This window comes from Pseudomonas lactucae (assembly GCF_036688725.1).
Lineage (GTDB): Bacteria > Pseudomonadota > Gammaproteobacteria > Pseudomonadales > Pseudomonadaceae > Aquipseudomonas > Aquipseudomonas lactucae.
This window is the reverse complement of record NZ_JAQQPT010000015.1, coordinates 16740-43151: the sequence shown is the minus strand read 5'-3', so window position 1 is coordinate 43151 and position 26412 is coordinate 16740. Positions and strand designations below refer to the sequence as shown.

Annotated in this window: 20 protein-coding genes; 4 read left to right on the top strand and 16 right to left on the bottom strand. The window is 61.5% G+C overall.

Annotation, left to right across the window (positions count from 1 at the left end; all coding sequences use genetic code 11):
• Positions 1-6: 6 nt before the first annotated feature.
• The 4 genes from V6M90_RS18090 to V6M90_RS18075 all read right to left on the bottom strand — a co-directional run bounded on the left by V6M90_RS18090 (position 7) and on the right by V6M90_RS18075 (position 9176).
• Complete coding sequence (locus V6M90_RS18090) at positions 7-4389, bottom strand: hypothetical protein (RefSeq protein ID WP_332846902.1); 4383 nt, start codon at positions 4387-4389, stop codon at positions 7-9.
• A 413-nt stretch (positions 4390-4802) separates the two neighbouring features.
• Entirely contained in the window at positions 4803-6398 is a 1596-nt protein-coding gene (locus V6M90_RS18085) for an ATP-binding protein (protein ID WP_370694853.1), read from the bottom strand.
• A 74-nt stretch (positions 6399-6472) separates the two neighbouring features.
• Complete coding sequence (locus tag V6M90_RS18080) at positions 6473-7972, bottom strand: ATPase domain-containing protein (protein ID WP_042944663.1); 1500 nt, start codon at positions 7970-7972, stop codon at positions 6473-6475.
• A gap of 145 nt (positions 7973-8117) precedes the next feature.
• Positions 8118-9176, bottom strand: a complete 1059-nt coding sequence (locus V6M90_RS18075; RefSeq protein WP_332846901.1) for a tetratricopeptide repeat protein — start codon at positions 9174-9176, stop codon at positions 8118-8120.
• A 245-nt stretch (positions 9177-9421) separates the two neighbouring features.
• Between V6M90_RS18075 and V6M90_RS18070 the strand changes: the two genes are divergently transcribed.
• From V6M90_RS18070 to V6M90_RS18055, 4 genes are read left to right on the top strand one after another with little or no spacing between them, the layout of a single operon-like run.
• Positions 9422-10189, top strand: coding sequence for an SDR family NAD(P)-dependent oxidoreductase (locus tag V6M90_RS18070; RefSeq protein ID WP_305427104.1), 768 nt, complete (start codon positions 9422-9424; stop codon positions 10187-10189).
• Between the two features lie 12 nt (positions 10190-10201).
• Positions 10202-11386 (top strand): acetyl-CoA C-acyltransferase, encoded by a 1185-nt coding sequence (locus V6M90_RS18065; protein ID WP_332846900.1) that lies wholly within the window; start codon positions 10202-10204, stop codon positions 11384-11386.
• A 12-nt stretch (positions 11387-11398) separates the two neighbouring features.
• Complete coding sequence (locus tag V6M90_RS18060) at positions 11399-12526, top strand: acyl-CoA dehydrogenase (protein WP_003173872.1); 1128 nt, start codon at positions 11399-11401, stop codon at positions 12524-12526.
• Positions 12527-12537: 11 nt separating this feature from the next.
• On the top strand, positions 12538-13311 hold the full coding sequence (locus tag V6M90_RS18055; protein WP_003173873.1) for an enoyl-CoA hydratase: 774 nt from the start codon (positions 12538-12540) through the stop codon (positions 13309-13311).
• A gap of 82 nt (positions 13312-13393) precedes the next feature.
• On the opposite strand, the gene V6M90_RS18050 is transcribed toward V6M90_RS18055, so the two are convergent.
• The 12 genes from V6M90_RS18050 to arnC form a co-directional block, all read right to left on the bottom strand.
• Positions 13394-14545: an acyl-CoA dehydrogenase family protein gene (locus tag V6M90_RS18050; RefSeq protein WP_003173874.1), complete on the bottom strand. Its 1152-nt coding sequence runs from the start codon at positions 14543-14545 to the stop codon at positions 13394-13396.
• Positions 14546-14548: 3 nt separating this feature from the next.
• Complete coding sequence (locus V6M90_RS18045) at positions 14549-15652, bottom strand: enoyl-CoA hydratase/isomerase family protein (protein WP_003173875.1); 1104 nt, start codon at positions 15650-15652, stop codon at positions 14549-14551.
• 140 nt (positions 15653-15792) lie between these two features.
• Positions 15793-16503 carry an HPP family protein gene (locus V6M90_RS18040; protein WP_042944665.1) on the bottom strand — a complete coding sequence of 237 codons (711 nt, stop codon included), beginning with the start codon at positions 16501-16503 and terminating at the stop codon, positions 15793-15795.
• Positions 16504-16667: 164 nt separating this feature from the next.
• Positions 16668-16823, bottom strand: a complete 156-nt coding sequence (locus V6M90_RS18035; RefSeq protein ID WP_181408603.1) for a hypothetical protein — start codon at positions 16821-16823, stop codon at positions 16668-16670.
• A 276-nt stretch (positions 16824-17099) separates the two neighbouring features.
• A complete protein-coding gene (locus tag V6M90_RS18030) occupies positions 17100-18722 on the bottom strand; it encodes an ArnT family glycosyltransferase (RefSeq protein ID WP_332846899.1) in 1623 nt (540 codons plus the stop codon).
• A 3-nt stretch (positions 18723-18725) separates the two neighbouring features.
• On the bottom strand, positions 18726-20105 hold the full coding sequence (locus tag V6M90_RS18025) for a UDP-glucose dehydrogenase family protein (RefSeq protein WP_003173879.1): 1380 nt from the start codon (positions 20103-20105) through the stop codon (positions 18726-18728).
• Positions 20102-20503, bottom strand: a complete 402-nt coding sequence (gene arnF, locus V6M90_RS18020; protein ID WP_078733218.1) for a 4-amino-4-deoxy-L-arabinose-phosphoundecaprenol flippase subunit ArnF — start codon at positions 20501-20503, stop codon at positions 20102-20104. Before arnF ends, V6M90_RS18025 begins: the two co-directional genes overlap by 4 nt.
• Positions 20500-20847, bottom strand: coding sequence for a 4-amino-4-deoxy-L-arabinose-phosphoundecaprenol flippase subunit ArnE (gene arnE / locus V6M90_RS18015; RefSeq protein ID WP_332846898.1), 348 nt, complete (start codon positions 20845-20847; stop codon positions 20500-20502). The genes arnF and arnE overlap by 4 nt, the downstream gene beginning before the upstream one ends.
• Positions 20844-22499, bottom strand: coding sequence for a lipid IV(A) 4-amino-4-deoxy-L-arabinosyltransferase (arnT, locus tag V6M90_RS18010; protein ID WP_332846897.1), 1656 nt, complete (start codon positions 22497-22499; stop codon positions 20844-20846). Before arnT ends, arnE begins: the two co-directional genes overlap by 4 nt.
• On the bottom strand, positions 22496-23380 hold the full coding sequence (arnD, locus tag V6M90_RS18005) for a 4-deoxy-4-formamido-L-arabinose-phosphoundecaprenol deformylase (RefSeq protein WP_332846896.1): 885 nt from the start codon (positions 23378-23380) through the stop codon (positions 22496-22498). Before arnD ends, arnT begins: the two co-directional genes overlap by 4 nt.
• Entirely contained in the window at positions 23380-25371 is a 1992-nt protein-coding gene (gene arnA / locus V6M90_RS18000) for a bifunctional UDP-4-amino-4-deoxy-L-arabinose formyltransferase/UDP-glucuronic acid oxidase ArnA (protein ID WP_332846895.1), read from the bottom strand. The genes arnD and arnA overlap by 1 nt, the downstream gene beginning before the upstream one ends.
• A complete protein-coding gene (arnC, locus tag V6M90_RS17995; RefSeq protein ID WP_332846894.1) occupies positions 25368-26399 on the bottom strand; it encodes an undecaprenyl-phosphate 4-deoxy-4-formamido-L-arabinose transferase in 1032 nt (343 codons plus the stop codon). Before arnC ends, arnA begins: the two co-directional genes overlap by 4 nt.
• Between the last annotated feature and the right edge of the window lie 13 nt (positions 26400-26412).

The window sequence follows — 26412 nt, the reverse complement described above, 5'->3', positions numbered from 1 at the left end:
CAGGCGTCAGTCTCGCGCCCAGTCAAGGATGTCCTTGATCTTGTTGTTGTCGAATACGCCCGCTCCATCATCATCGCGCAGTTTGAAGCGGCCGTCGGGATAGACCTCGACCCCGACGGAACTGGCATAGGTTACAGACACATCCTTTTTCTGCATCAGCGCCAGCAGTGGTTTACCGCCTTGGCTGTTCGCTTGGCCCAATACGCTGCCCACGCCCACTGCGGAACGGGTTGCCGTACCACCGACGAAAATCACCTTGCCGCCACTCTTCAACGACTCATCCAATTGCCGGATCAGCTCGAAGGCGTTGCTCGACCGGTCTACGGGCGCGTCCAGGTTGCTACCGTTCAAGTGAATAAGGGTGCGTTTCTGGTAGATGCCGTCTTTCAGATCCGTTAATACGATAAGTGCTGAACAGTCACTCAGACCATCGGTTTTGAGAATACTCGTTTGGTCTTGCAGGGTTTTTGACTCAGCAACGAACACTTCGACCGTTTGTGGTTTTGCGGGAACGCTATGGTCAGGTGCAAGCTTGGAAGTTTGCTTGGCGATGGTTTTGTCAATCAGCGCCTGGACTGACGAATCAGAAATATGATTGATTTTGCTCCATGAGTCGTTGTGAGTACTCACATTGAACTCCAGCTTGGTCGGATCCGTTCCCGCAGTCTTATAAGGTACGGGCAGGCGCTTATCGGTGAACAGTTTCTCTAGGCCCATTTTCATGGCGTCAGCACTGCGAAATTCACTCAGACCGTAATTGGGATCGTAGAAGAAGAAGCGCTTCGCAGGGCCTTCACCGTTGGTTCCGGCCATCATTGCGTGGTCAGCCGTGCCAATCATCAAGGTTTTTGGACCTTTGGCATCTACCAGCTCGTCCACCAATTGTGCATGGCCCATTTTGCGTACCGGCATGGCTGCATGAAATTGAGTGGGTGTCTCCAACTGCTTTTGAATGGTGGTCAAGTGCTCAACGAACTGTCTCGATTCCACGGGGTTGGCTGCCGCCGTAAAGAGATTTGCAATGAATTGGGTTTCCTTCCCTTGCGCTGTGGCGTTAGCCATCACACGTGACAGGGCCGCACATTGCCCTTTACTCAGGGGGTTGGTTTGGCTGAGATAGAACAGTTGGGGGATCGGAGTGAACGTACCATTGGCGGCGCTCATGTGTTCGTAAAACCTGTTGACCCCCCTGAAACTGTGCTGCACCGCGAGCCGCTCCCGCTGCCGGACCAAGATGCCGATCTCGGCCGGCGTCAGAGCGCCGGAGCGTGCAAGCCCCATGACCTCGTCGGCTTTCATTTCTGCTCGGTAGCCGGCAACGCTGAGCGGATCACCCTCGGCATATCCCTGATCGAACTGTGTACCGTGCGGACCGTTTTTCTTCGCTTCCACCCAGTTCACCCAATTCTCACTACTGCCAGCGGGGATTGCAGCGGCAGACTTGTGCGCATCCAGCATCTGCCCGTTGGCCCTGATCAAGGGTTGAAACTCATCCAGCGCCTTGCCGTATGGCTGTTTGCTCAGCGTGTCAAAGGCGTACCACTTGCCGTCTTTAAGTACTGCGGGGCCTTCAGCGACGGTATCCAGGTGTTTGAACGTGCCCATTGCACTGGCATCAAAACGCCGGCTCGCGTCAATCAAATCGTAACCATCGGCGCTGCCCTGCAGTGTCCTGACGGCTTTCAATCCTCCTTTGTGAATCCCCTTTACCCCGTTCAAGACCAGGTTGCCAACGCCATCCAATGGGTTCAACGCACCTATCGCAGCACGCCCGATAATACTCACGCCCTGACTCAACCTGGAGCCACCGCGCAGTAACCGGGCACCCTTGGCCGCTGCTCCGGCCCCGACCATGAACCCAAAAATGTCCATCGATAAGTCGATAATGCCGCCAGCCACATCGCCCTCGCGAAAACTCTTGATCGCCGAACGCAATGGGATCAGGTTCAATAAAAACTCCCGTCCCTTCTTGTAAAACGGCACTTCGGTCTCGAAGATCGTCTGCCCGCGGGCGTCGGCTTCGTGACGCTGGATATTGGCATCGGCCACCATGGCATCGGCTATCAATGTGGTTCGTTCACTGCCAAAACTTTGGAATAGACCATGGGTGTCGGGTTTGGCGGGGCTTTCAAGGAGGCGGTCGGCGTGCGGGAAAATTCGCTTGCCTGCGCTGTCCGATATATCGCCCAACGTCGGCGGGGATGTGTCTGTCCGCCGAAGGGTGCTGTCCTTCAGATTAAGTTCGTAGAAGCGTGTCTCGCCCTTATGCACGGTCTCAAGCAACACAGTATGTTCGTTCGGAACGCGCGTCTTTTTGCCTGGACCGAACGGGGTTTGGGAGGGCGAGAACTTAGGGCCCAGGGTCAGCTTGCCGAACTCGATGTGGCGACGATCGTCCAGCGGTAAGCTCGCGATCAAGTGCCTGGTCTGGGTGGCGATGGCTTTCTTCATCGCGTCGACATAAGCAGCAAATGCCTGGTTAAACTTCTCGGTGGGGTCCGGTAAGTTATAGACACCTCGTGTCATGTCAATCTGAATGGCGGGGTTGGAAGAGCGCCATTCATGCCCGATCTTGTGCTCGTGGTCCTGGGACAAATAAATGTCGAGCAAGGAGTAAGGGCCAGGATAATCACGGTTGGGCAAAGAGGACGTCAGGCATTTTTCCTCGAAGGCAATCCCCTTGCCGTAGGCACGCTCGAGTTCATCAAGGGCTATTTCCCGGCGCGTGGGCATAGTGCTGGCATAGGCCGCGGAAGCGTTCTTGAGCGCATCCAGTTGCTCGTTGAAGGCGTTGCGTACCGTCTGCATCTGGGCCTGCGTGTACTCGTCGTCAGGCCTGCGCGCAATGACGCCGTTGGCGACTGCCCAGTCCTTCAGTGCGGCGTGTTGAGCCGTAAACTCCACGGCTTGCTCATCGGCGGAAATGGGGGCGACCTGCGTTTGCTTCATCACTTGCGCATAAGTCATCAGGCCGGTTGAGCCTGGCGCCTTGGCCTCAAGGCGGGCTACGGCGACTTCAAGGCTGAGCCAAGTGTGGGAGCCATAGGTGACACCGGGGGGAATGTCCTTGACGAGATAGGCCGGAGCACAACGCGATAACAGCAGATGCGCGGCGATGGGCGCTAACGGCGCGGTGGTTTTGCCCTGAGCGTGAAGATGTGCCGCCAGCGCTTGCACCACCTGTGACGGGTGTTGTGTGACGTGCCTGGAGTCGGCCAAGTCGAAACCGGCCACGCGGGTTCGCTTGGATGTTTGCGATTGATCAAGCAGCGTCTCTTTATCCAGAGAAACCTGAAGCGCCGTGAGCGCCCAGTCTGAAACACTGGATGCGCTGGAGGCGCCGCCGTATTTGGCATTCAGCTCTGTCCCCACTTCCTTGGCGATGGGCGATTCAAGCAATTGCTCGATAAACGCACGAGGATGAGCCAGCGTGGCTTCATTCCAGTCGAATCGTTGTGTGAGCAGCTTGAACAGGCCATGCTCCGCAACAGCGCCAATCGACTGAATCGGGTGGTAATAAGCCCCGCGCAGGTCTTGATCGCTCGCAGGCATTGGCCAGGACAGTGCACCACCGAAGTCGCCGTGGGCGGGTCTCACAGGAACCGACCCCATGTTGCTGTCAAACAAACACCCAAGCTCGTTCTTGTTAGTGGGCATCAACCAACCATTATCTTCGATATAGCGCTTCAGGCTGACCCGCTCATCCGTTGCCAGGCCCTGAGTCCGCGCATATCCGGATTGCTCGGCAACAGGCATGGAGGTTGCCTCCAGACACTGCTCGATGATTTCTTTGTGACGAACTTCTAGCCGGTCCGGGCTCAGATAACGTTTGTCGGTGGAAGGCAGCTTAGCGAGTTCCTCAACCTCCAGGAGCTGCGGGACATAGCGCGTCAGAAACTGGTTTTTCAGCACGTCATTGAATCGGTGGCGATTCTGGATATCGCCCAGTTTCTGTTGTTCGTAATCGAGGGCATCGTCCGAGCGCATGCGTATCTGTTCGTTATCAAGGACCCCGGTACCCAGTACCCCACTCATCTGCAATTCCTCGACCCGCTTATGCAATTGCTTCTGGGTCTGTGGCAGGCGTTCGCCATAAAACCGTGCCACGTCGCTCATCCTGGCCGAGCCATCCTTTTCCAGCTGTACCATTAACTGCCCGTTAGCCAGCACCGTGGCCGCCTGCGTAATCAGGGGCCATGAACGTGGGAAGGCAGGGAATTGCCGAATCGAGGGCATACTGGACCCTGCCTTGCCATCGCTTTTCAATACGCAGGCAATCCGGGCCGGCGTCACACCACGCGGCGGAAAAATCGTCAGGGGCTTGGAAAGGTCTACGTGGTGTTCGTTTGCCCAATTGACGAAATCAGGCATCTGCAGCAGTTTCTGCAAGTGTTGGCGCCATTGCCCGAATGTTGACGACGCTGGAATACGCTCGAGGCGTAAGCCACCGATGTGTGAGGTGTGTGTGCTGTTGTCGTTTTCCCGGAGGCGATTTTCATACAGTTGAGCGAGTTCGCTGTCACCTTTTTCGCGCGGTGTCTGCGGTGACGTGCCGGCCGCCGATGACAGCCGCGACGCGGGCGCTTGATACAGGGGAGGGATCGAACGAGGCGTTTGAGGCAAATGACTGACGTCGGAGATTGGCGGCATCGGAATAACCAGGCGAGAGGGCGACAGTCCCACCGATATGAATCCAGCAGGGTTTGCCCCTATGTGCCTGGATTACAACACCCGGTTCCTATCTCTTACGGATCAGGCTATCTCCAATCGTTTCAAATCAGTTCTCCGGCTCTTTAAGCACGTTACTGCTTGATCATCTCCCGCACCTTCGCCGTCAACAGATCAAACGTAAACGGCTTGGTGATCAACTGCATCCCAGGCTCCAGGAACCCGCCACGCACGGCGGCATGTTCGGCATAACCGGTAATGAACAACACTCTCAGCTCGGGACGAATTTGCCGGCCGATTTCCGCCAGTTGCCGGCCGTTCATGCCCGGCAGGCCGACATCGCTGATCAGCAGGTCGATGCGTTGTTCGGATTCGATGATCGGCACGGCGGCGTTGGCGTCGCCGGCTTCGACATAGGCGTAGCCCAGTTCCTTGAGCACCGCGCAGACCAGCACGCGCACGGCGGGGTCGTCTTCGACGATCAACACGGTTTCGCCGGCATTGGCAAATGGCAGCAACGCCGCGTTGGTGGGCTCGACCTTGGCCATTTCGCCGATATACCGCGGCAGGAACAGGCTGACGGTGGTGCCTTTGCCGACTTCACTGTGCAGGGTGACGTGGCCGTGTGACTGGCGGGCGAACCCGTAGATCATCGATAACCCAAGGCCCGTGCCCTGGCCGATCGGCTTGGTGGTGAAAAACGGATCGAACACGCGATTGATCACGCTCTCGGGGATGCCGCAGCCGTTGTCGCTGATGCTCAGCTCCACGTAATCGCCCGGCGCGAGGGTGCCATAGGCGGCGGTAAACACAGAGTCCAAGTGGCGGTTGGTGGTTTCCACCACCAGTTTGCCGCCGTTGGGCATTGCGTCCCGGGCATTGAGTACCAGGTTGAGCAGAGCGCTTTCCAGTTGGTTGGGGTCGGCTTCGGCGGTCCACAGGTCATCGTCGAAGCGCATCTGCAGGGTGATGCTCTCGTTAATGCTGCGTTGCAGCAAGGCGCCCATGGACACCACCAGTTCATTGATATTGACCGGTTTGGAGTCCAGCGATTGCCGACGCGAAAAGGCGAGCAGGCGGTGGGTGAGCCCGGCCGCGCGGTTGGCGGAGGTGACCCCCAGGTCGATCAGGCTGTCCAGGTCGTCCAGCTTGCCGCGTGCCACACGCCTGCGCAGCAACTCGAGGCTGCCGATGATGCCGGTGAGCATGTTGTTGAAGTCGTGGGCAATACCGCCGGTCAATTGGCCCACGGCTTCCATTTTCTGCGACTGGCGCAGCGCTTCTTCATTGCTGCGCAGTTGCGCCGTGCGCTCCTCGACCTGCTGCTCCAGGGTTTCCAGGGTGCGTTGCAGACGCAGTTCGCTTTCGCTCAAGTCGATCAGGCGGTCACGGGCTTCGTACTGGCGACGCCGGCCGCGCAAGGCCGCGCTGACCAGGCTGATCAGGGTGACGGGATGGAAGGGGCGCTCCAGGAAGGTGACGTTGCCCAACAAACCACTCAGGTGCGACGCGCCGTTCTGTTCGTTGCCGCCGTGATGGGTCATCAGCACGATCGGCATGTCCGACCAGGCCGGTTGCTGGTGCAAGTACTCCAGCAGCGGTTCCAGGTCGACCCCGCGCAAGGCTTCGGCCGCGATGATCAACAGGCCCGCGCCCTGTTCGAGCGCCTCGCACAGCATCGGCAGGCTGGTGGCGACCATGCCGCTGTAGCCGGCCTCTTTGAGCATCATCAGCGCCAGTGCGCCGTCACGTCCCAGCGGGGCCAGGATGATCGCGCGCTCGGAGAAGGCAGTCAGGTGCGGCACTATCCCTCATCCTTGAGCAGGGGCGAACCGGCGCCCATGTAGATAGGAATGCCGCGCAATACGCCCTGGAAGTTGTCCAGCGGCTCGCCCACGGTCAAGCCATTGCCGCTGATGCGATATTCGCGAATCGTCGATTCGTGGGAGCCGGTGCGTTTCTTGATAATCGAAATGGCCCGACGGACTTTGCCCAGCGCCTCGAAGTAGCGCAGCAGGATCACCGTGTCGGCCAGGTAGGTAATGTCGACCGGGGTCTGCATGTCGCCGACCAGCCCGTGCTGGGCGACGGTCATGAACGTCGCCGCGCCACGACGGTTGAGGTACAGCAGCAACTCGTGCATGTGCAGGATCAGCGCGTTTTCCTCCGGCATGGCCGCCTGGTAACCGTTGATGCTGTCGATGATCACGGTCTTGATCCCGCCCTCGTCGACGCAACGCCTTACGCGGTGGGAAAACTCGCCAGGGGACAGCTCGGCGGCGTCCACCTGTTCGATCAGCAGGTTGCCGGTGGCCTGCAGGGCCGCGAGGTCGATGCCCATGTTGCGCATGCGTTCGAACAGCAGGCCCAACTCTTCGTCGAAGATGAACAGTGCGGCCTTCTCGCCGCGTGCCACGGCGGCGGCGGCAAAGATCATCGAGATCAGCGATTTGCCGGTACCGGCGGGGCCGAGGATCAGGCTGCTGGAGCCGGTCTCGACGCCACCGCCCATCAAGGCATCCATCTCGGCGATGCCGCTGCTCAGGGTCTGGCGTATATAGCCACCGCGATGTTCGGCCGCGACCAGGCGTGGGAACACATGGATACCGTCCTGCATGATGGTGAAGTCGTGAAAGCCGCCACGGTATTTCTGGCCACGGTATTTCACGATACGTACCCGGCGGCGTTCAGCGCCGTAGTTGGGGGTCAACTCTTCCAGGCGAATCACCCCGTGGGCCACGCTGTGCACGGTTTTGTCGAGGGACTCGGTGGTCAGGTCGTCCAACAGCAAGACCGTGGCGTCATAACGTACAAAATAGTGCTTGATCGCCAGGATCTGCCTTCGGTAGCGCAGGGAGCTTTGCGCCAGCAGGCGGATTTCCGAAAGGCTGTCGATGACGACGCGGGTGGGTTTGACCCGCTCGACCACTTCGAAGATCTGCCGCGTCGCTTCACCCAGTTCCAGGTCGGAGGAGTACAACAGGCTCTGCTGGTGCTCGGCATTGAGCAGGCTTTCCGGCGGTGTCAGTTCGAAGATGTGGATGTTGTCGTCCAGGTTCCAGCCATGGGACTCGGCACCTTGGCGCAATTCCCGCTCGGTCTCGGACAGGGTGATGTACAGGCTACGTTCGCCGTCTTTTGCGCCGGCCTGCAGGAAGTGCAGTGCCACGGTGGTCTTACCTGTGCCGGGCTCACCTTCCAACAGAAACAGGTGGCTGCGCGACAGGCCTCCGCGGAGGATGTCATCCAGGCCTTCGATACCGATGGCCGCTTTTTCGCTGAGTTGCTCTGTGGATGTAGACAAGTAGTGCCCTCGAGTCACAGACAAATAGAGGTGCATGCCGCTGACGACATGCCATGTTCACTTGACCATGGCACTTTGCAGCCGTTCAACCAAAAGCTTCAATTTGTGGACCGTCAGGAGTTTTTTCAATAAGTTGCAGCGCGCCTCACAGCCCCTGTTGCAGAGCCGGGTCGTCCGGGTTCTGTTGTTCCAGCTGCGCCAGCAGCACCTGCACATTCTGTAACTGGCCGCCTTCTTTCCAGTAGTTGATCAGCAGCACGCGCGCCTTGCGATTGGCCGGGTGGCGCTGCACGATTTCTTCCAGCTGACGCTGGGCAGCTTCCAGTTCCTGCTGGTCATGCAGGGTGGTGGCCAGGTCGTAACGGTAATCCTGATTATCCGGTTCCAGCTCCACCGCCTTGGACAGGCCCAGCAGGGCATAAGGCCGCTCGCCGTGGTGCAGCAACCACAGGCCCAGGGCGTGTTGCAGATAAGCCGATTCCGGGTGCGCCGCCAGTTGCCGGGCCAGCAGTTGCCGCGACTCGTCGCTCTTGCCTTGTTTATCCAGCAGCTCGATCTGTGCGACCACCGCGCGCAGGTTTTCCGGTTGCAGGCGCATGGCTTGTTCCAGCGCGTGTTGCGCCTCGGGCAGCAGGGCGCTGTGGATGTAGAGGCGTGCCAGTTGAATCCAGCTTTCGGCGGTTTCGGGCTCGGCCTTGAGTGTTTTCACAAATTCATCCAGCACCTGCTGCAACGGTCCGAAATAAAGGCCCAGGGTGTCCGGCGACAGGCCGAGCAAGGCGTTGGCCGCCGCAAACCGCACAGGTTGTTCGGGATCATCCAGCACCGGGCCGAGCAACAGTGTGCGCTGGCCGGTGGGCACCAGGCCGACAATGCTGTGGATCGCCGCTTCTCGGACCAGGGGGGAGGCGTTGGACAGGTCCTTATCGGCCAGTTTCAAGGCTTGCGGGCTGGGGTAGTTAGGCAGTTCGGCATGCAAGGCGACCCGGCGTTCATCGGACAAGTCCGGCCGGCCCAGTTGCTGATACAGCACACGTGCGGCGCCAGGCTCGCCGTTACGCGCCTGCTTCAGGGCTTTGGCGTAACCATGGGCAATGGCGGGTGTTACAGCCACCGGGGTGGAGCGGGTGACGTACCAGGTGATCAGCACAATCGACAACAAGGCGCAGAGGCCGACAAGGGCAGAACGGCGTGACTTTGACATGCGGGTGTCCAAAAGCTCGGGCAGCGTAGGCAAAGTCGTCAGCTTCGGTCAGACCAAGGCAGGTGTCAAACACGCATCCGCTCAGTTGCTTGAACCGGCCGCAGGATCGGTACGGGCTAAGATCAATGGGGATTGGCCAAAACGGTCAGCCATGTTGAAGGCTTTGACCATTGTCGCTGCGCAACGCTGAAGCGACTATTCGGCCCATACGCTCGTTACCGGGTCCATCGAACAAGGAAACAATGATGCAGATTGAAAACAAGGTTTTTCTGGTCAGCGGCGGCGCTTCGGGCCTCGGGGCGGCCACGGCCCAGATGCTCATCGCGGCGGGCGCCAAGGTGATGTTGGTGGATCTGAACGCCGACGCGGTGGCGGCCCAGGCCAAGCAACTGGGGGATAACGCCCGCAGCGCCGTGGCCGATATCAGCCAGCAGGCCGCTGCCGAAGCCGCCGTGCAAGCCACCGTGCAAGCCTTTGGTGGCTTGCACGGGCTGGTCAACTGCGCGGGTGTGGTGCGCGGCGAGAAAATCCTCGGCAAGAACGGTCCCCACGGGCTGGAGAGCTTTGCCCAGGTGATCAACGTCAACCTGATCGGCAGTTTCAACCTGTTGCGCCTGGCGGCGGCGGCCATCGCTGAAACCGACGCCAATGCCGATGGCGAGCGCGGTGTGATCATCAACACCGCCTCGGTGGCGGCGTTCGACGGCCAGATCGGCCAGGCGGCGTATGCGGCCTCCAAAGGCGCGATCGCCAGCCTTACACTGCCAGCCGCCCGCGAGTTGGCGCGCTTTGGCATACGCGTGATGACCATCGCTCCCGGCATCTTCGAAACCCCGATGATGGCCGGCATGACGCCAGAAGTGCGCGACTCCCTGGCCGCCGGCGTGCCATTCCCACCACGCCTGGGCAAACCGGCCGAATACGCCGCGCTGGTGCGGCACATTATTGAAAACAGCATGCTCAACGGTGAGGTGATCCGTCTCGACGGTGCCTTGCGCATGGCAGCCAAGTAAGGAGGAGTAGTCATGAACGATCCTATCGTTATCGTCAGTGCCGTGCGCACGCCCATGGGCGGCTTCCAGGGCGACCTCAAGGGCCTGACTGCCGCGCAGTTGGGTTCGGCCGCGATTCGTGCGGCGGTGGAGCGTGCCGGTATCGCCCCGGATGCGGTGGATGAAGTGCTGTTCGGCTGCGTGCTGCCCGCCGGTCTCGGCCAGGCGCCGGCCCGCCAAGCGGCATTGGGCGCCGGGTTGGACAAGTCCACGCGCTGCACCACGCTCAACAAAATGTGCGGTTCCGGCATGGAGGCGGCCATCCTGGCCCATGATTCGCTATTGGCCGGCAGCGTCGAGGTGGTGGTCGCCGGCGGCATGGAAAGCATGTCCAACGCGCCCTACCTGCTGGACCGCGCACGCAGCGGCTACCGCATGGGCCACGGCCGTGTGCTCGACCACATGTTCCTCGATGGCCTGGAAGACGCCTACGACAAGGGCCGCCTGATGGGCACCTTCGCCGAAGACTGCGCCCTGCATAACGGTTTTACGCGTGAGGCCCAGGATGCCTTCGCCATCGCCTCCCTGACCCGCGCCCAGGAAGCGATCACCCACGGCAGTTTTGCCGCCGAGATCGTTCCGGTACAGGTCACCGTGGGCAAGGAGCAGAAGACCATCCTGCATGACGAGCAGCCGCCCAAGGCCAAGCTGGACAAGATCGCCAGCCTGAAACCGGCGTTCCGCGAAGGCGGCACGGTGACGGCGGCCAACTCCAGTTCGATTTCAGACGGTGCGGCGGCCTTGCTGCTGATGCGCGAATCCGAGGCGCGCAAGCGTGGGCTCAAACCGTTGGCCGTCATCCACGGTCATGCGGCGTTTGCCGATGAGCCGGGGCTGTTCCCGGTGGCGCCGGTGGGCGCGATTCGCAAGCTGATGAGCAAGACCGGCTGGGACCTGGCTGACGTCGACCTGTTCGAGATCAACGAAGCCTTCGCCGTGGTCAGCCTGGTGACCATGAGCAAGTTGGACATCCCCCATGCCAAGGTCAATGTGCACGGCGGTGCCTGTGCGTTGGGCCATCCGATCGGTGCCTCCGGCGCGCGGATCCTGGTGACCCTGCTCTCGGCCCTGCGCCAGCAAGGCCTCAAGCGCGGTGTTGCCGCTATCTGCATCGGCGGTGGTGAAGCCACGGCCATGGCCGTCGAATGCCTGTATTAAGGACTGTCCCCCATGCTGCCCAATGACGAACAGCTGCAAATCAGTGACGCGGCCCGGCAATTTGCCCAGGAGCGTCTGAAACCCTTCGCCGCCGAGTGGGACCGCGAGCACCGCTTTCCCAGAGAAGCCATCGGCGAGATGGCCGAGCTGGGCTTTTTCGGCATGTTGGTGCCGGAACAGTGGGGCGGTTGCGACACCGGTTACTTGGCCTACGCCATGGCCCTGGAAGAAATCGCCGCCGGTGACGGCGCCTGCTCGACCATCATGAGCGTGCACAACTCGGTCGGGTGTGTGCCGATCCTCACCTTCGGTAACGCCCAACAGAAAGCACAATTCCTCACGCCCCTGGCCAGCGGCGCCATGCTCGGCGCCTTCGCGCTGACCGAACCCCAGGCCGGCTCCGACGCCAGCAGCCTGAAAACCCGTGCGCGCCTTGATGGCGACCACTATGTGCTCAACGGTTGCAAACAGTTCATCACCTCGGGGCAAAACGCCGGCGTGGTGATTGTGTTCGCGGTCACCGACCCGACCGCCGGCAAGCGCGGGATCAGCGCGTTTATCGTGCCCACCGATTCACCGGGCTACAGCGTGGCGCGGGTCGAGGACAAACTCGGCCAGCATGCGTCGGATACCTGCCAGATCCTGTTTGAAGACGTGAAGGTGCCGGTGGCCAACCGGTTGGGCGAGGAGGGCGAGGGTTACAGGATTGCCCTGGCCAACCTTGAAGGGGGGCGCGTCGGCATCGCCTCGCAGGCGGTGGGCATGGCGCGCGCAGCCTTCGAGGCGGCGCGGGATTATGCCCGTGAGCGCGAAAGTTTCGGCAAGGCGCTGATCGAACATCAGGCCGTGGCGTTTCGCCTGGCCGACATGGCCACGCAAATTGCCGTGGCCCGGCAGATGGTGCATTACGCCGCGGCCCTGCGCGACAGCGGCAAGCCGGCGCTGGTGGAGGCTTCCATGGCCAAGCTGTTTGCCTCGGAAATGGCCGAGAAAGTCTGCTCGGCCGCCTTGCAAACCCTCGGTGGTTACGGTTACCTGAGCGACTTCCCGCTGGAGCGGATCTACCGCGATGTGCGGGTCTGCCAGATTTACGAAGGCACCAGCGATATCCAACGCATGGTCATTTCACGCAATCTTTAAGGAGCCGATAGATGAGTTACGAAACGATCTTGCTCGAAGTCCAGGGCCGTGTCGGGCTGATTACCCTTAATCGTCCGCAAGCCCTCAACGCGCTGAACGCGCAGTTGGTGAGCGAGTTGAACCAGGCGCTGGACGGCCTGGAAGCTGATCCGCAAATCGGCTGCATCGTGCTGACCGGCTCGAAAAAAGCGTTTGCCGCCGGTGCCGACATCAAGGAAATGGCCGAGCTGACCTACCCGCAGATCTACCTCGACGACCTGTTCAGCGACAGCGACCGCGTGGCCAACCGCCGCAAGCCGATCATTGCCGCCGTCAACGGTTTTGCCCTGGGCGGCGGCTGTGAGCTGGCGCTGATGTGCGATTTTATTCTGGCCGGCGACGGCGCCAAATTCGGCCAGCCGGAAATCAACCTCGGCGTTCTGCCGGGCATGGGCGGCACTCAGCGCCTGACCCGCGCGGTGGGCAAGGCCAAGGCCATGGAAATGTGCCTGACCGGGCGCTTTATCGATGCGGTGGAAGCGGAGCGCTGCGGAATTGTGGCGCGCATCGTGCCGGCCGACGAGTTGCTGGACGAGGCGCTGAAGGTCGCCACGTTGATTGCCGGTAAATCGGTGCCGATCAGCATGATGGTCAAGGAAAGCGTGAACCGCGCGTTTGAAGTGAGCCTGTCCGAAGGCGTGCGTTTTGAACGCCGGGTGTTCCATGCGGCGTTTGCGACACAGGATCAGAAGGAAGGCATGGCCGCGTTCGTGGCCAAGCGGGCGCCGGAGTTCAAGGACGAGTAAGCGACCTTTCAAGCACTGAGATACATATGTGGGAGGGGCGTCGTTGCACCGCCCCTCCCACATTGGCTTTGTGGTGTGTCAGTCAGAGTTGGTAGTGCTTGAGCTCTCTGGCAATCACCATCCGCTGAATCTCGCTGGTGCCTTCGTATATCTGCGTGATCCGCGCATCCCGGTAGTAACGTTCCACCGGGTAGTCCTCCAGGTACCCATAACCGCCGTGAATCTGCATCGCTGACGAGCAGACTTTTTCAGCCATTTCCGAGGCAAACAGCTTGGCCTGGGAGGCTTCCGAAAGGCAAGGCTTGCCGGCACTGCGCAGGCGCGCCGCGTGCAGGATCAGCAGGCGTGCGGCATTAAGGCGGGTTTGCATGTCGGCCAGCAGATTGGCCACGCTTTGGTGCTCGATGATCGCCTTGTCGAACTGCACCCGGTCACGGGCGTAGGCCAGCGCGGCTTCAAACGCGGCGCGGGCGATACCCAGGGCTTGGGCCGCGATGCCGATGCGACCGCCTTCGAGGTTGGACAGCGCTATCGCCAGGCCCTTGCCGCGTTCGCCGAGCAGGTTGGCTTCGGGCACCGTGCATTGGTTGAGGGTGACGGCGCAGGTGTCCGAGGCGCGAATGCCCATCTTGTGTTCGGTGCGGTCGACGACAAACCCGGCGGTGTCAGTGGGCACCAAAAACGCGGAAATCCCCTTCTTGCCCAACGCCGGGTCGGTCACCGCGAAGACAATGGCCAACTTGGCGCGCTTGCCATTGCTGACAAACTGCTTGGCGCCATTGATCACCCATTGGCCATCACGCAGTTCGGCGCGGGTGCGCAAGTTATGCGCTTCGGACCCGGCCTGAGGCTCGGTCAGGCAAAAGCAGCCAATCGCCTGACCGCTGGCAAGGTCGGCCAGCCAGGTTTGCTTCTGCTCGGGTGTGCCGTAGTTGAGGATCGGGCCGCAACCGACTGAATTATGGATACTCATCAGTGCACCGGTGGCACCGTCCCCGGCGGAGATTTCTTCCACGGCCAGGGCATAGGCCACGTAGTCGACGTAGGTGCCGCCCCATTCTTCCGGCACAACCATGCCCAGCAGGCCCAGTTCGCCCATCTTCGCCACCAGTGCGTCGTCGATCCAGCCGGCTTTTTCCCAGGCTTGAGCGTGAGGGGCGATTTCACCCCGTGCAAAATCGCGGGCCATGTCGCGGATCATTACTTGTTCTTCTGTATATTCAATGTCTTGCATGACTTATCTCGCAACCTGCTCGAAGTGTTGGAAGAAGCTTTCGACACGGGCAGCCGCCAGTTCATGAAGCGTTGGCGGGTTCCAGCGCGGACGCTTGTCTTTATCGATGATCAGCGCTCGGACACCCTCGATCAGGTCGCCGCGCTCGAACCATTGGCGGTCCAGGTGCAATTCCAGCGCGAAGCACTGCTCCAGTGGCAGGCGGCGACCGCGACGCAGCATTTGCAGGGTCACGGCCATGGCCAGGGGCGAGCGGGTTTGCATCAGGTGGGCGGTGGTCAGGGCCCATTCATGGCTGTCGGCAACGGTGACTTCCTGCAATTGCTCGACAATGCTCGGGATGTCCGGCAGCGCAAAGAAATGATCGATGGCCGGACGCAATGCCACCAGAGGCGCGTCGGGCAGTTGTTGCACGGCCAGTTTGGCCAGTACGCCTTGCAAGTCTTTGAGCGGGGAGTCGTGCCACTGCAGGCGATCGAGTTTCTGGTCCAGGTCCGCAAGCCTGGCGCTGTCCAGGAACCAGTCGGCCAGCCCGCAGTAGAGGGCATCGGCGGCGTGTATCTGGACCCCGGTGACGCCCAGGTAAATCCCCAGTTCGCCGGGTATGCGCGGCAGGAAGTAACTGCCGCCCACGTCCGGAAAATAGCCGATGGCAACCTCCGGCATCGCCAGGCGGCTGCGTTCGGTGACGATGCGCAGATCCGCGCCCTGGGCCAGGCCCATGCCGCCGCCCAGGACGAACCCGTCCATCAACGCCAGGACCGGCTTGCGGTAATGGTGGATGGCCAGGTCCAGGGCGTACTCCTCGACGAAGAAGTCTTCGTGCAGGGTGTCGCCGTTTTTGAAACTGTCGTAAAGCGAGCGAATGTCGCCACCGGCACAGAAGGCTCTGTCGCCGGCACCGCGCAACACCACTGCATACACCTGTGGATCGTCCGCCCAGGCCTGCAGTTGCGCGGTCAGGCGGCGGACCATTTCAAGGGTAATGGCGTTCAGGCCAGCGGGGCGGTTGAGGGTGAGGTGGCCGATATGGTTTCGCACGTCGGCCAGTACCTCATCCTGAGGGGCATCGGCGCGGCTTGCTTCGGATGGAACCTGAGCAGTCATCTCTAACTCCCTGCTTTTATTGTTCTTTATCAAGATGTTCGCGGGCGAACTCTCTCATGATCGTACCAGTGCAAATTTGCCCAGTACAACCCGGAATCATGCAGGTCGTTTTTGCATTTATGCAGCGCGCCGGCGCTGTCTCAAGGCACTCGGCTGGCCAGGACTTCACCGATGCTGCGTCGACGCGCATGGATTTGTGCGGTGTTGATCAACTGTTCCAGCTCATTGGGCGCCACGTCGTAGAACTGTTCCATCTCGGCCAGGGCCAGTTTCAGGTCCGCGGCGGTCACCTCCGGATCGCGCGCGGCATTCGGGGTATTCAGAATGACTGCCGGTGACGGCGCTGCGCCCTTGGGGTAGCGCGTGCGCGTGGCGTTGTTATAGGCCAGGGCGCACGTCAACAAAGCCCCGGCACCGAGCAATACGGCGCCCAACTCATGCCAGCCCAGGGCGGCGGAGGCCGGGTCGGCCAGGACCAGGGTCATGGCCAGGCCACCCGCCGGTGGGTGCAGGCAGCGTAGCCAGCACATCAGCACCACGGCCATGCCCGCCGCCAGGCAGGCACCGCCCAACGTACGGCCAAGCACGCGGGCGACCAGCAACGCCACCACGCCTGCGCACAGGTAGCTGCCGATGATCGACCAGGGTTGGGCCAGTGCACCGGATGACACCGCGAACAACAGCACCGCCGAGGCGCCGAGCGGGCCGAGCAGGTGCAGCGCCACCTCCATGCCAAACACCTGACCACACAGCCAGACACTGAACAGCGTCCCCAGGGCCATGCCGATGGCGGCGCGGCTCCATTCAGAGGGGCGGGTATTGATAGCAGCGGGAAACCAGCGAGCAAGCATTGAGGAAGAGTCCATAAACGACGGGCAAAAAAAAGACTCATCTGGTTGCCCGGAAAAGTCCTTGAAAGTTCCTGCATTTGGGGGAGGAACCTGCGCAGTGTGCCGTGCGGACGCTGATCAGCGCCAATGCATATTAGTGAAGGTTAAATACAAAAAAAGTGGATTCAAACGGGTTGAAGGATGTCGGGGCGAGTCCAGCGCTTGCCCAGCACGCGGTCATCGACCTCTGCACTTAACAAGCGCTTGCGCAGGTTCTCCCGCCGTTGGGGGTCGCTGGCCAGCGGCCCGTTCAAAGCCACCAGGGCGTCACGTAGCGCCATCAGTCGGTCCAGCTTAGGCGCGCACTGATGCAGGTCATCGTGGGCCAACGGGGCAGGGAGGCTGCCTGAAACATGATCCGGCACTGCATTGTCCTCTCATGAAGTAAACCGCGACGACCGACACGGCCCCTGGCGTCCTTGCTGTCATGCATGGCCAGTGGCGGTAAATGCTTACCGCATGTGGACGTCGAGTTTACAACTGCGTTTCGCGCGTATGAAAGGGAATAGACAGCAGCCTTTACGCTTGAATGCGTAGGAGTTTTCTGCGTGTGTGGATCATGGCTGCACGGTTGCGGGCAAGTGCAACAGCACATAAGGGTTTTTGTCGAATTCACCGCTCAGGGTCGGGGTAATGGAACGAAAGCGCGGATCTTGCAAGCCTTCGTAGTCCGCTTGGCTCATCACCAGCCAGGCGGGGCCCGGAAGCTGTTTGAGGTCGGTGGCTTGCTGGGTGAATAACGGCACCCGGTCGCAGTCCAGGTTAACCATGTATTTGATCGCCTTGGCGTCTTTACCCAGGCCATGCAGCACCAGCGGCGCGTGCTGCTGCATCACCTGTTCATGCACGCGCAGGGTGAATGTGCGGGTGTCGTAGACCTCGCGCTCCAACGGCTCGACCACCGCGATATAGGTCCCCCACACCGCCAGCACGGCGACAAACGCCGGTACCATGGGGCGCGCGCGCGGCAGGAACAGCGCCAGCAGCGTCAATGCCTGCAGGACACCGAGCACGCCGAACACCCAGCCAAGGTCGCTCAATGGCTCTGGATAGCGCTTGCGTGCCAACAGCAAACCGACGACCAGCAGCGCCGGCAACAAGGTCCAGATCGCCAGCATCAACCCGCGCAGCCAGGCAAACAGCCGCCCGTGGGTGGCCTGGAACGGATACGCTGCAATCATGGCCGCCATGGGCAACATGGGCAGCACATAACGCGCTTTCTTGGCCTGTGGAATCGACAGACCGACCATCACCAGCAGCCCCGCGGCCGCGCAGTACCACACCAGTTGCAGCGCCGGGCCCGGCACGCGCCGCCCACTCACCACCATGGCCACCAGCACCAGCACCGCCAAGGGGTACGCCAGGGCGTAATTGCCCACGGAGCTGGTGAAGTAATACAGCACGCCGCTGGAGCCTTCGCTGCCATCCATGCGCCCCAGGAACTGCATGCGGATCACGTCCTGCATGAAGCTTTCACCGCCGCTGAGCTTGGCCATCAGCAACAGCAGGCCTACACAGGCCGCCAGCAGCGCCAGGGCCAATAGCCCGAAACTGAACAGTTGGCGCCACTGCCGGTTGATCAGGTAATAGCTGCACAACATGCCCGTGGGAATGACCAGGCCAATCGGCCCACGGATCGCAAACCCGAAGAGCACCAGCAGGCACAGCCAATGCAGGCGCTTGCCCTTGCCGAAGTGATCATGGGCATACCCCAGGTAAAACACCGCCAGGCTGATGGCGGCGAGCATCTGGTCCAGGGACACGGCACGGGTTTCGCTGATAAAGGTGCTGCTGAGCAGCAATATCGCGATGCTCAACAGGCCCCAGCGCTGGGAGTAGGGCGCCGTGAGGCGATACACCAGCACCACGATTGTCGCCGATGCCACGGCGGTAGGCAGCCAGGCCGTGAGGCTGGTGACCTCGCCCAGCGGCACCGACAGCAGCCAGGTCATCAGCGTCGAGGTCGCCAGGTAATCAGCGTACGGCTGGCCATAGGTGGTCGGGAAAAATCCCGGCCCGTGGCGCAGCATCTCTTGGGCAAACAACACGAAGCGAGCGTCGAAGCCAATGATTGCCTGGTGCCAGCTGCCCGCGATAAACAGCAACAGCGCCAGCACCCCCAACCCAAGGGACTGGCGGCGCAGGGTGGCCGTGAGCGGTGACGGTTGCGTTTTGTTCACGTATCAGGCTTCCACGACCTGTGGCAGCCACTGCTGCTGGGGAATCGGCAACTGGCAGGAATCGCCACGCCCAATCGGGTAATACTGGAAGCCTTTGCGTGACAGGCGTTCACCGTCGTACAGGTTGCGACCATCGAAGATCACCGGGGTTTTGAGGCGCTGGTGGATCAGGTCGAAGTCGGGAGCCTTGAACTGCTGCCACTCGGTGCAGACGATCAGCGCGTCGGCGCCGGTCAAGGTGGACTCCGGCGTGCCCATCAGCATCAGGCGTTCTTCGTCGCCATAGATGCGCTGGGTTTCCTGCATGGCTTCGGGGTCGAAGGCACGCACATTGGCCCCGGCGGCCCACAGTGCTTCCATCAGCACACGGCTGGGCGCATCGCGCATGTCATCGGTGTTGGGCTTGAACGCCAGGCCCCACAGGGCGAAGGTCTTGCCGCGCAGGTTGCCCTTGAAGAAGGCATTGATGCGATCGAACAGCTTGCTCTTCTGACGCTGGTTGATGGCTTCCACGGCTTCGAGCAGGTCGCTGGAGCAGTTGGCCTGCTTGGCGCTGTGGATCAGGGCGCGCATGTCCTTGGGGAAGCATGAGCCGCCATAACCGCAACCGGGGTAAATGAAGTGGTAGCCGATGCGCGAGTCGGCGCCGATCCCCAGGCGCACGGCTTCGATGTCGGCGCCCAGGTGCTCGGCCAGTTCGGCGATCTGGTTGATGAAGCTGATCTTGGTGGCCAGCATGCAGTTGGCGGCGTACTTGGTCAGCTCGGCGCTGCGCAGGTCCATGAAGATGATGCGGTCATGGTTGCGGTTGAACGGCGCGTACAGGTCGCGCATGACCTCGCGCACTTCTTCGCGCTCGCAACCGATGATGATGCGGTCCGGGCGGCGGCAGTCGGCCACCGCCGAGCCTTCCTTGAGGAATTCCGGGTTGGAGACGATATCGAAATCCAGATGCCGGCCAGCCACGCGCAGGGCTTTTTCGATATGCGCACGCAGGGTGTCGCCGGTGCCGACGGGCACGGTGGATTTTTCCACCAGGATCACCGGGTCGATCCGATGCCGGGCCACCGCATCGCCCACCGACAGCACGTACTTGAGGTCTGCCGAGCCGTCTTCATCCGAAGGCGTACCCACGGCAATGAACAACACTTCGCCGTGCTCGACCGCAAGTTTCTCATCAAAGGTGAAATGCAGCCGTCCGCTTTCCAGGTTCTCCTTGACCATGGCGGCCAGTCCGGGCTCGAAGATACTGACCTGGCCCTGCTGCAGCAGCCTGACCTTGTTCTGATCCACGTCCATGCAGATGACATCGTGACCGACTTCGGCTAAGACGGTGGCCTGGACCAGACCGACGTAACCACTACCAAATACACTGATTTTCATGGGGCATTCCTGGGGCTTGCAGCGCTAGCACGACGAGAGTTGATGATCAGCACACCCAGGATGACAAGCGCCACCCCGAGGGTTTTCGACAGCGAAAAATGTTCGTTGAACACCGGCAGGCTGGCGGCCAGCAGGTACACCAGCGCATAGCTGATGCTCAGCAGTGAATACGCACGGCCCAGGGGCAAGTGCTTGAGCGCGCCGAGCCAGCAGAGCATCGACAGCGCATAGGCGAAGATCGCCAGGGCCACCACGCCCAGGGCGCCGAGGTCGATCCGGGCGGTCAGCCATTCGTTGGGCAGCGGCAGGCGCGTCATGCTCCAGCGCATGCCCAGTTGGGCTGCGCTCACCAGGGCGACACTGCCCAGGGCCAGGGCAAAGCCTTGCACCCGGCTCATAACTGACGCCCCAGCAGCACGACACCGCCGATCACCAGCGCCACGCCCAGCCAGTGCCGAGCGTCGACGGGCTCATGAAAGACAAACCTCGCCACCAAGGTGACCAATACGAAATTCAGGCTGAGCATCGGGTAGGCAATGCCCACCTCCAGGCGCTGTAACACCAGCAGCCACACCAGCAGGCCCAGGCCCAGGCAGATCAGCGCGATCCACAGCCACGGCGAACGCAGTTTCAGCGCCCAGCCCTCGGGCCGGTCGCGCCAGCTTTCCACGGCGAACTTCTGCGACACCTGGCCCATGCACGTCAGCAGGCACGCGGCGAGTAACAGCAGCAGGGTGATCATGGCGCGACCTGCGGGAAGATCAGGATCACGATGTTGCCCTGCTCATAACGCTTGCCGTCCGGCGGCAGCAGGTTCACTTCGGCGATTTCATCGTCACCCTTGACCCGCATCACCACGCCGACCGGGCCTTTTTTGCGTGCGTCGCTCATCCATTGCTGGACCTGGGTAAGGTCCACCTGGTGATGGCCGGCATCCGGGTAGGCGAGGCCGTATTTCACTTCGCCAATCGTGTTGTACAGCGTCACATCCGGGCGTTGCAGGCGCCATGACAGCGCCGACGCCGCGCCGAGGTCATTGCTGAGCAATGCAGTGGCCGGTTGCAGTTCCTGCAAGTGATCGATGATGAATTGATCCGGGGTCTTGTTGTAGACCACCGAGTGCGGCAATGCGGCCGGCAGCAGCGCAACCATCAGCCAACTGCCCAGCACCGGCGCGGCCCACAGATGCAAAGGTCGAGCGGCCTGCAGCAGGTTGACGATGATCCAGCCAAACAGAAAGACGAACACCAGCACCAGGCTGAGGGTTTCCTGGCCGGGCTCATACACCGGTTTTTTCAGTTGAAACCAGCTCAGCGCCAGCAACAGCACGACGCCGATCACCAGATTGAGCCAGCCATTGATGCGCAATACGCGGCCACGCCCGGCCGCCAATTTGCCCGCCAGCGTGTTGCCCATGAGCAAGGCCAGGGGCAGCAGGCACGGCATGATGTAGGACGGCAATTTGCCTTTGGCCAGGCTGAAGAACGCCAGCGGCATCAACAGCCACAGCAGTACAAAGCCAATGTTCGCGCTGCGCTTGTCCAGCCATGCCTGCTTGAGCGTGGACGGCAGCAGCGCCACCCACGGCAGGCAAAACGCGACCAGCAACGGCAGGTAGTACCAGAACGGCTCGGCATGCTGGGCGTCGTCACCGGCAAAGCGTTGGATATGCTCGTGCCAGAAGAAGAAGTGCCAATAATCCGGTTCTTGCAGGTGCACCGCCAGTGCCCATGGCAGGCTGACGACGATTGCTACCACCACGGCCACCACGCCATACAGCACAAGCTCACGAAAGCGCTTCTGCCAGATCGCATAGGGCAGGGCGATCAGCACCGGCAGTAACCACGCCAGGAAACCCTTGGTCATAAAGCCCATGCCACAGGCAAAACCGAGCAACGCCCAGGCGCCCAGGCGGCCATTGCGCGTGGTGCTGTCGAAGCAGAACCACAAGGCCACGCCCGTCAGGTTGACCCAGAAGGTGAACTGCGGGTCGAGGTTGGCATAGCCGCCCAACGCCGCGACGCTGACGAAACTCATGTACAGCAGGCTGCTGATCAGGGTTTTCTGCGGGTCGTTCCACAACCGGCGCGACACCAGGGCCACCAGCAGGATGCTCAAGCCGGTGCTCAAGGCCGAGGCGAAACGCACGCCAAACAGGTTCTGCCCGAAGATCGCCTGGCCCAGCGCGATCATCCAGTAACCGGCCGCCGGTTTTTCGAAATAGCGGATACCCATGAAGTGCGGCGAGGCCCACTTGCCGCTCAGCAGCATTTCCTGGCTGATTTGCGCGTAACGGGTTTCATCCGGAATCCACAAGCCGTGGGTGGCCAGCGGCAGCAGATAAAACACGCCGAATGCCAACAGGAGCAGGGGCAATGCCCAACGCCGGATCATGCCTGTTGTACGCCGAGCCAGCCTTCGCGGCCGCTCAAGGCGCCGCGTACCAGCTGTTGCCGAGGCAGGGTGGCGAGGTCCGCCGGCAACAAGTCGCCCAGCGGTTGGAAGTCGATGCCGCGCTGCCCTGCCTGGGCGAGCAACTGGCGAAAATCATGGGCCATCAGAATCCCTTCTACTTCTGCGTGGATCGTATAGACGTTGAGCTTCGACTCGGCAAAGCGGTCGAGGATGAAGCCATTGAAGTCTTTGGCGGCCACCACCGGCCCGACGACTTCGTCGAAGGTCGGCAGGTCCACCGGAATTTGTGGGGTGCCCGCGCTGCCATCGGCCAGGGTCGGTCGAAACAGGTTGGTGCCCCGGCAATCGCTGTTGTAGCGAAAATTGAACCCTTGCTTGGCTTGCACCACGCGCTCATCGGCACGCCAACCGGCGGCGGCTGAACAGTCGACGCGTTCACCGAGGATGTCGCTCAGGGTGTCGACGCCACGGCGGATCTGCTCGACCAGTTGCGCCTCGCTCCAGCGCCCGGTGTTGGCCTGCCAGCCGTGGTGATCCCAGGCATGCAGGCCGACTTCGTGCCCGGCCGCCTTGGCCTGGCGCATCAAATGCCCCAGGTCGCGGCCGATCGGCTTGCCTGGCCAGGCAGTGCCGGCCAGCAGGATGTCCCAACCGTACAGACCGGCGGCGTTGGAGCGCAGCATCTTCCACAGGAACTGCGGGCGAATCAGGCGCCACAAGTGGCGCCCCATGTTGTCCGGCCCGACGCTGAAGAAAAACGTCGCCTTCACGCCCGCTTCATCCAGGGTGTCGAGCAGCCGGGGCACCCCTTCACGGGTGCCTCGGTAGGTGTCGACGTCGATGCGCAAGCCTGCCTTCATCAGCGTTTATCCGCGATTTCTAACATCGCTTCGCGCAAGAAGAAGTCCAGCGTGTTGCCGATGGTTTCGCTCATCTCCACGGTCGGCGCCCAGTTCAGCAGGCGCTTGGCGTTTTCGATGCTGGGCTTGCGGTGCGCCACGTCCTGGTAACCGGTGCCGTAGAACGCCTTGCTCTCCACGTCGCGGAAACCGGCGAACGGCGGGAAGTTGCCGCGCAGCGGGTGGGCTTCGAACTGACGCAGCAGCTCTTCGCCCAACTGGCGGATGCTGGCTTCGTTTTCCGGGTTGCCGATGTTGATGATCTGGCCGTTGCAGGCATCGTTGTCGTTATCGATGATGCGCGCCAGGGCTTCGATGCCGTCGGCGATGTCGGTGAAGCAGCGTTTTTGCTCGCCACCGTCGAACAGGCGGATCGGTGTGCCTTCCACCAGGTTGAGGATCAACTGGGTGATCGCGCGGGAGCTGCCGATACGCGCGGAGTCCAGGCGGTCCAGGCGCGGGCCCATCCAGTTGAAGGGACGGAACAGGGTGAAGTTCAAGCCCTTGGCACCGTAGGCCCAGATCACGCGGTCCAGCAGTTGCTTGGAGACCGAATAGATCCAGCGTTGTTTGTTGACCGGGCCGACCACCAGGTTGGAGGTGTCTTCGTCGAAGTACTGGTCCTGGCACATGCCATAGACTTCGGAAGTCGACGGGAAGATCACGCGCTTGTTGTACTTGACGCAGTAGCGCACCAGCTTGAGGTTTTCTTCGAAGTCCAGTTCGAACACACGCAGCGGGTTGCGGGTGTATTCGATCGGCGTGGCGATGGCCACCAGCGGCAGCACCACGTCGCACTTCTTGATGTGGTATTCGATCCACTCGGTGTGGATGCTGATGTCGCCTTCCACGTAATGGAAGTTGGGGTGGCTGCGCAGGCGCTCGATGGCGTCGGAGCCGATGTCCAGGCCGTAGACTTCGTAACGGTCGTCACGCAGCAGGCGCTCGGACAGGTGGTTGCCGATAAAACCGTTCACGCCCAGGATCAGCACGCGGGTACGGCGGGGCTTGCGCCCGGACTCGGCACCGCGCAGCACGGAGCCGTCCACCAGGCCCAGTTCGTCAGCCAGCGACGGACCGGCCAGGTACAGGCCGTTGTCGTTGCGCTGGCCGAACTTGATCACCAGGGAGTCTTCACCGCAGGCGATGCGCAGCGGGTTGACGCTGACCACACGGCCCGGCGCCAGGCCTTCGTTGCCCTGTACGACCTCGGCTTGCCATACGATCAGCTTGTGCTCGCCCACGGCGCAGAAGGCGCCCGGGTAGGGTTGAGTCACGGCACGGACCAGGTTGAACAACGTGTGAGCCGGTTGTTTCCAGTCCAGCTTGCCGTCAGCCGCGGTGCGGCGGCCGAAGTAGGTCGCCTGGGTTTCGTCCTGGGCGGTTTCGGTCAGCTTGCCCTGGCTCAGCTGCGGCAACGCATCACGCAACAGGTTTGCGGCGGCTTCACGCAGCTTGGCGTGCAGCGTCAGGCCGGTGTCGCTGAGTTCGATGGCGACTTTCTGTTGGGCCAGGATCGCGCCGGCATCGGCACGCTTGACCATGCGGTGCAGGGTCACGCCGGTTTCGGTTTCGCCGTTGACCAGCACCCAGTTGGCCGGGGCACGACCACGGTATTTAGGCAGCAACGAGCCGTGCAGGTTGAACGCACCTTTGCCTGCGGTGGCCAACAGTGGCTCGCTCAGCAGATTGCGGTAGTAGAACGAGAAAATGAAGTCCGGGTTGAGCTTGGCGACGCGCTCGACCCACAGCGGGTGGTTGGCGTCTTCCGGGGCGTGCACCGGGATGCCATTGCGCGCGCACAGCTGGGCGACGGAGCCGTAGAAGTTGTTTTCTTTGGGGTCATCGGCATGGGTGAATACGGCAGCAATTTCGTAACCCGAACCGAGCAGCGCTTCAATGCCTGCACAACCAATATCGTGGTACGCGAATACAACAGCTTTTGAACTCATGACTGAACCTGATCGGAAGAAGTGGAGGAATGGGAAGAGGCCAGGCCGTCGACGACGACCACTGGAGCCGGTGCTGCGGGGGTGTTGCGCAGCACTTTTTCAATAAAGAACCGTGGGCGGGCGCGCACATCACTGTACATGCGCCCCAGGTATTCACCCAGCAGGCCCATGCCGATGAACTGGCCACCGGTGAACACGAACAGCACCGCGAACAGCACGAACACGCCGTCCCCGGCCCATTGGGCGCCAAAGGCCAGGCGCATCACGATCAGCGCAAATGCAAACACCACGCCCAAAGCCGCCAGGCTGAAGCCGACGATGGACAGCAGGCGCAGCGGCGTGGTGGTCATGCAGGTGAGCAGGTCGAACATCAGGCTGATCAGGCGCATGGCGCTGTATTTGGACTCGCCGTGCTCACGCTCGGCGTGGTGCACCAGGATCTCGGTGGTGTGGCGGGCAAAGCCGTTGGCCAGGATCGGGATGAAGGTGCTGCGCTCGCGGCAGGCGAGCATGGCGTCGACGATGGTGCGCCGGTAAGCGCGCAGCATGCAGCCATAGTCGCTCATGGCCACGCCAGTGGAGCGCTGCACGGCCAGGTTGATCAGGCGCGACGGCCAGCGGCGAAAGGCTGAGTCCTGGCGGTTGTTGCGCACGGTGGCAACCACGTCGTAACCCAGGGCGGCCTGTTCCACCAGCCGTGGGATTTCTTCCGGCGGGTTCTGCAGGTCGGCGTCCAGGGTAATCACCACTTCGCCACGGCATTGCTCGAAACCGGCCATGATCGCCGCGTGCTGGCCGTAGTTGCGGTTGAGGATCACCGCGACCACGTGGCTGCCTGCTTCGGCGGCGGCGTCTTCGAGCAATTGCGCAGAGTTGTCGCGGCTACCGTCATCCACCAGGATGATTTCGTATTCGTAAGCCAGTTGCTTGCAGGCGGCGGTGGTACGACGCAGCAGTTCAGGCAGGCTTTCTTGTTCGTTGTAGACCGGGATGACGATCGACACGCAATGAATAGGGTAGGGTTTCAAAGATTCATAACCT